This is a genomic window from Mesorhizobium sp. WSM4808 (assembly GCF_055811675.1).
This window is the reverse complement of the sequence record NZ_JBVVQX010000019.1, coordinates 107,840-113,839: the sequence shown is the minus strand read 5'-3', so window position 1 is coordinate 113,839 and position 6,000 is coordinate 107,840. Positions and strand designations below refer to the sequence as shown.

Genomic DNA, 6,000 nt, shown 5'->3' with positions numbered 1-6,000 from the left:
TCCTCAACCGTGATGACGCCTTCGTTGCCGACCTTCTGCATCGCTTCCGCGATCATCTTGCCGACCGACTCGTCGCCGTTGCCGGCGATCGTGCCGACCTGGGCAACCTCTTCCGAGGTCTTTATCTTCTTGGCGTTCTTGATCAGCGTCGCAACGACGTCGGTTACCGCGAGGTCGATGCCGCGCTTCAGATCCATCGGGTTCATGCCGGCGGCAACGGCCTTGTGGCCTTCCTGGACGATCGACTGCGCCAGAACGGTCGCGGTCGTGGTGCCGTCGCCGGCGATGTCGTTGGTCTTCGAAGCGACTTCGCGGACCATCTGCGCGCCCATGTTCTCGAACTTGTCTTCAAGCTCGATTTCCTTGGCGACGGTGACGCCGTCCTTGGTGATGCGCGGGGCGCCGAACGACTTGTCGATGACGACGTTGCGGCCCTTGGGGCCGAGCGTGACCTTCACCGCGTCGGCGAGGATGTTGACGCCGCGCAGCATGCGCTCGCGGGCATCACGGGAGAATTTTACGTCTTTGGCAGCCATTTTTAGCTCCTGGCAGGGGCTTTGATCGAGCCCGGGAATTCAGTTGACGGGGAAAGGCCTGATATCAGCCGATGATGCCCATGATGTCGGATTCCTTCATGATCAGAAGGTCTTCGCCATTGAGCTTGACTTCGGTGCCCGACCACTTGCCGAACAGGATGCGGTCGCCGGCCTTGACGTCCAGCGGGACCAGCTTGCCAGCTTCGTCACGGGCGCCGGAGCCGACAGCGATGATCTCGCCTTCCTGCGGCTTTTCCTTTGCCGTGTCGGGGATGATGATCCCGCCAGCGGTCTTGGATTCGGATTCGACCCGGCGAACGACCACGCGGTCATGAAGCGGGCGGAACTTCGACTTTGCCATTTTTTCTTCCTCGATGAGAGTGGTGAAAACACCATCCGGCGGCGCCGGACACGTACAAAGCCCGGCTGTGCGGACCTGCAGTTAGCACTCAGCAAAGGCGAGTGCTAACGTGGCGGTGAGATAAACCGTGGCGCGGCGCTAGTCAAGACAACAGGGTGGGCGATCGCGATATTCCGGGCGATGCAACCCTGAAAGAGTTCAGCGAATCGACGGTGTTCGGAGCTCGACCCACAGGATGAATCCACCCTGCGGATGGTTAACTTTTGTGCCTTCCGCGACCGCCGGCGCGGTTCGTCGCGCCGTAGAGAGCAAGTCGGGCGCTGAGCATCTACTCGCCCCGAGACGTGCCGAGCTTTTGCCTGGGAGGGGGCATGCGGGATTTATGACGAGGGCTTGCCGGTTCATTGGAATGTATTTCTATCCACAAGGTGGATGCGTCTTATCGAAACAAACGATTTTATCAATCTTTTGGAATCTCGCATTGGAAGCACCTCACACGCCCCGATCGCCCGAACCCTTGTCGTGTGACGTCGCGACGTGACCGGCAAAGGCCTGGCGCCGCGCCCACGTCAAAAGGCATCATTATGGAAAAAAACAGAATGGCTGATCAACTCGCAACGGAAATCATTGCCACGATCAAGAACCGCCTCGAATCGGAAAGCGGCGAGAGCGTGTCCAATATCGGCGAAATAACGACTGCCACCGAACTAGCCTCGCTCGGAGTCGATTCCCTGGGTTTGGCGGATCTCCTCTGGGATGTGGAGCAGGCCTATGACATCAAGATCGACATGAACTCGGCCGACGCCTGGTCGAATCTCAACAATGTCGGCGACATGGTGGAAGCCGTTCGCGGTTTGCTCGCGAAGGAGGTCTGATTGGATAGGCGAGTCGTCATTACTGGGATGGGCGGGCTTTGCGGCCTGGGCAATAACGCCGCCTCTATCTGGAAAGAGATGCGCGAAGGCCGCTCCGCCATCCGCCCGATGGTAACTTCCGAGCTTCATGAGATGAAGGGCACTGTCGGTACCGAGATAAAGGAGCTGCCGAAGCACGACATCGGCCGCACCCAGCTCGTCTCCATGGACCGCCTCAGCCTGCTCGCTGTGCTTGCAGCGCGCGAAGCGATGCAACACGCCGGACTTTCCTGCGACGAGGGGAATCCGTATCGCTTCGGCGCGACAGTAGGCGTCTGCGGTTGGGGCTGGGGAACGGTCGAAGAAACCTACCGCGCCCTCTATTTGGACGGCGCGAAGCGTACTGGCCTCTACGCTGCACCAAAGGGATTGCCGAGCGCCGCTGCCAGCCAGGTAAGCATGAGCCTCGGCCTGCGCGGCCCAGTCTTTGCCATCGCGTCTGCATGCGCATCAGCCAACCATGCGATCGCTTCGGCGGCGGATCAGATCAGGCTCGGCCGAGCCGACGTGATGCTTGCTGGAGGCGCCGAAGCGCCACTCGTATGCGTTCAGCTGAAGGCATGGGAGGCAATGCGCGCCCTCGCTCCGGATACTTGCCGGCCCTTCTCCGCCGACAGGAAGGGAGTGGTGATAGGTGAGGGTGCGGGCATGGCCGTGCTGGAAAGCTATGAGCATGCCGCGGCGCGCGGTGCCACAATGCTTGCCGAGATTGCAGGCATCGGCCTTTCCGGCGATGCCTTCCACATCGTCGCGCCGTCCATCGAGGGGCCGGAGGCCGCGATGCGCGCTTGCCTTGCCGACGCCGGGCTGAATGCCGAGGACGTCGATTACCTCAACGCCCACGGCACCGGCACCAAGGCCAACGACCGAACCGAGACGGCGGCGATCAAGCGCGTCTTTGGAGACTATGCCCATTCGATGTCTGTCTCGTCCACCAAGTCCATGCACGCGCATTGCCTCGGCGCAGCGAGCGCACTTGAAATGATCGCCTGCGTGATGGCGATCCAGGAGGGCATCGTGCCGCCGACCGCCAATTATCGCGAGCCAGACCCCGATTGCGATCTCGACGTCACGCCCAATATGGCGCGCGAACGCAAGGTGCGCGTGGCACTGAGCAACGCCTTCGCCATGGGCGGCATGAACGCAGTTCTGGCGTTCAAGCAGGTGTAAAAGCCATGCGAGATGCAAGTAACTCTATCTCTCACATCCAATCCTTGCCGGATCACGGTTGTGAAGGACGTCCCTTGGACCGCCTCGTGAATGCGCCAAGTGGCGGCGGAAGGTCGACGAACCGGACTTCGTTTTTGCAAAATTCTCAACTGTTGAAGCGGCGGATCTACCGCTACCCGGAAGGTTAAGCGAGGTCCTTCAGTTCGGCTCGAGGTTTGTCCAAAGCTTTTACCCGACACTGTCAGGAGGCACGCAGGGCCGCCAATGGCCGCTTCCATGCGAAGCCAGTCCTTAGAAAGGGAAATCGATAACAATGTTCGATCTGACCGGCCGCAAGGCGCTCGTCACCGGAGCAAGCGGTGGAATCGGCGAGGCCGTAGCACGGGCGCTGCACGCGCACGGCGCGACCGTCGGCCTGCACGGCACGCGTGTCGAAAAGCTCGATGCGTTGGCTGCCGAGCTTGGCGGGCGCACAAAACTGTTTCCGGCGAACCTCTCGAACCGCGACGAGGTCAAGGCGCTGGGCGCAAAGGCGGAAGCCGATCTCGAAGGCGTCGACATACTGGTCAACAATGCCGGCATCACCAAGGACGGGCTTTTTATCCGCATGTCGGACGACGACTGGGACGCGGTCCTCGAGGTCAACCTGACCGCCATGTTCCGGCTCACACGCGAACTGACCCATTCGATGATGCGCCGCCGCAACGGCCGCATCATCAACATCACCTCCGTGTCCGGCGTGACCGGCAATCCCGGCCAGGCGAACTATTGCGCCTCAAAGGCTGGCATGATCGGCGTGTCCAAATCGCTGGCGCACGAGATCGCAACACGCGGCGTGACAGTGAACTGCGTGGCGCCGGGCTTTATCGAATCCGCCATGACCGACAAGCTGAACGAAAAGCAGAAAGAAGCGATCATGGCCACCATTCCGACCAGGCGCATGGGCACCGGCGTGGAAGTCGCCTCGGCTGTGGTCTACCTGGCTTCGAACGAGGCCGCCTACATTACCGGCCAGACCGTTCATGTGAACGGTGGTATGGCAATGATTTAGCATGAAAAGTTCAGTAGGCCCCGAAGATTCCCACCCAGATAGTGGTCTGGGCCGAGCGGGTCGGTTAACTGGCCGGGTCGAAGCCTCGTGATCAAGGCCGCCTTGGGCGGAGATTTAGGACAAACTCTTTGAAACGCATGTCCTTTCTCATCCATCGCGTGGAATGCATTCATCGAAACAAACGATTTTGCCAATCCCGCAGAATGTTGCATAGCAAGACTTCAAATATGTAAGCCAAAGGTAACTGTCGATGTTTGTATTGGTTCCGAGCAGTATTTTTCCGGTGTACGCCTTCCGGTGTACTCGGAACGCAGCGGAGACGCGTGTTCGTTGTGGCTAGTTCTTCGGTGACCTGCGCAAGCTACATCGAGCCAGCTCGATGCGACAAGCGTCCCTCTGCTAGGCGCTCCCCAACAAAACAGCAACAAAGATGAGGTCTTTCCATGTGCTCTGACGTGCGGTGGAGGTTGTGCTGGGAAAGTGACTTGCAACAGGCCGACCATGTCGAACTCTCCGAGTTTTTCCGAAAGACCTACGGACCGACCGGGGCCTTCAACTCAGAGCCATTCGAAGGCGGCCGTAGCTGGGCCGGTGCGAGGCCGGAACTCCGCGCAATCAGCTACGACGCGCTCGGCGTAGCGGCTCATATCGGCATACTACGCCGGTTCATCAAGGTTGACGAGGTCGAGCTCCTGGTGGCTGACCTGGGGTTGTACGGGGTGCGTGCGGATCTTGAGGGACAAGGGATCGGTCATTCAATGCGCGTTTTATATCCAATATTGCGGCAGCTTGGAGTTCCATTCGCTTTCGGCACCGTTCGGCACGCGATGCGGAACCATATGGAGAGGTTCTGCAGAGACGGCCTGGCGGCGATTGTGTCGGGCGTTCGCGTGCGGTCCACTCTCGCAGATGTGTATCTCGACCTGCCGCCCACGCGAGACGAGGACGTGCTGGTCGTAGTTGTGCCGATTGGACACTCGATGAGCGAGTGGCCAACCGGCACCCTGATCGTTAGGAACGGTCCGGAGCTATAAAACATCTCGGAGTGCCGCGTGATGGCGCTGAGGCACCTGAGCAGCGGGCTTTTGCAGAGCTACTCGGACTGAATACGCGTTCCTATGCGCGTTTGCTGTGGATGATGAAGCCGAATTTGAAATACAAAAAATCTGCGCATCTAAATCGATCCGAGCGCGAGTTCCGCGCACGGACGTTCCGGACATGAATCGCTGGAAATCGACCAAGCACCGGCTTCGCAAAATCCGTGCCTGACGTGACGTAAGATCCCGTGTTTTTCCGACACACGGGAACGACTTCCAGTCTCACTCTGTGCAACGAAATGAGGGGGCAGCAATGGTGGCTGGCGAACCTAATGACGTGCGCGTCAAGCGTTGCGGTGAGGGATGGTTCGTTCATATTATCGAGGACGGCAAACTGACAGCTCTCCGGTTCAAGACACAGTCTCCCGCCGAGAATTTCGCCGATGGCCAACGAGCTAGGCTCGGCCTTGCTGCCAAGCCACCGATCGACGAACGCTGACATGTGACCGGATCGAGCGTTCGAGCGCTGGTGAGCGCTGGCGCTGGCGGGAAACACTTTGCCGAAGGCCAATTCAATGCTGCTTGGGCGGCCGTCTGTGTCAAGATCGACGGAGTAACTCAGGCGGTCGCGTAGGTGATTATCCCGATCGAAGGCGACGATCCGCGGCTTCCTTGCAGATAATAACCGGGCCGTCGGGCTGACAGGTGCGAGCCGCAGCTTCGGCTATGGATGCAGCATCGTGAACCGCCATCGCCGAGGGTGACATAGGGTGAAATCCGGGCGCCGGAATTCTTGTTCCATATCTCCACGAATTCGTTCGGCAGGATTCCGGCTGCGGTCATGGCAACGAAGAGTGCGATCAGGTCCGCGTTGACATAATTGGACTTGCCTAGGGCTCTGCCGTTCCTTGGCCCTTTGCAGGGCAGGGCG

7 protein-coding genes and 1 pseudogene are annotated in these 6,000 nt (G+C 59.6%); 5 read left to right on the top strand and 3 right to left on the bottom strand.

Annotation, left to right across the window (positions count from 1 at the left end):
- Together AC0L2U_RS28270 and groES are read right to left on the bottom strand one after the other, a co-directional pair.
- A partial coding sequence (locus AC0L2U_RS28270; protein ID WP_473602987.1) for a TCP-1/cpn60 chaperonin family protein occupies positions 1 to 536 on the bottom strand: 536 nt, incomplete at its 3' end.
- A 64-nt stretch (positions 537 to 600) separates the two neighbouring features.
- Positions 601 to 897: a co-chaperone GroES gene (gene groES, locus AC0L2U_RS28265; RefSeq protein ID WP_006203049.1), complete on the bottom strand. Its 297-nt coding sequence runs from the start codon at positions 895 to 897 to the stop codon at positions 601 to 603.
- A 599-nt stretch (positions 898 to 1,496) separates the two neighbouring features.
- Here groES and AC0L2U_RS28260 point away from each other — a divergent pair.
- The 5 genes from AC0L2U_RS28260 to AC0L2U_RS28240 all read left to right on the top strand — a co-directional run bounded on the left by AC0L2U_RS28260 (position 1,497) and on the right by AC0L2U_RS28240 (position 5,568).
- The gene (locus tag AC0L2U_RS28260; protein ID WP_473565046.1) at positions 1,497 to 1,772 is read left to right on the top strand and encodes an acyl carrier protein; all 276 of its coding nucleotides are present in this window, start codon (positions 1,497 to 1,499) and stop codon (positions 1,770 to 1,772) included.
- The gene (locus AC0L2U_RS28255) at positions 1,773 to 2,981 is read left to right on the top strand and encodes a beta-ketoacyl-[acyl-carrier-protein] synthase family protein (protein WP_473565045.1); all 1,209 of its coding nucleotides are present in this window, start codon (positions 1,773 to 1,775) and stop codon (positions 2,979 to 2,981) included. It abuts the gene before it with no gap.
- A 313-nt stretch (positions 2,982 to 3,294) separates the two neighbouring features.
- A complete protein-coding gene (gene fabG, locus AC0L2U_RS28250) occupies positions 3,295 to 4,032 on the top strand; it encodes a 3-oxoacyl-[acyl-carrier-protein] reductase (protein ID WP_473602986.1) in 738 nt (245 codons plus the stop codon).
- Between the two features lie 443 nt (positions 4,033 to 4,475).
- A complete protein-coding gene (locus tag AC0L2U_RS28245; RefSeq protein WP_473602985.1) occupies positions 4,476 to 5,066 on the top strand; it encodes a NodA family N-acyltransferase in 591 nt (196 codons plus the stop codon).
- Positions 5,067 to 5,382: 316 nt separating this feature from the next.
- Entirely contained in the window at positions 5,383 to 5,568 is a 186-nt protein-coding gene (locus AC0L2U_RS28240) for a hypothetical protein (RefSeq protein WP_473565042.1), read from the top strand.
- Between the two features lie 87 nt (positions 5,569 to 5,655).
- Here AC0L2U_RS28240 and AC0L2U_RS28235 read toward each other — a convergent pair.
- A pseudogene (locus tag AC0L2U_RS28235) lies at positions 5,656 to 5,906 on the bottom strand (aspartate 1-decarboxylase); the annotation flags it as partial.
- Between the last annotated feature and the right edge of the window lie 94 nt (positions 5,907 to 6,000).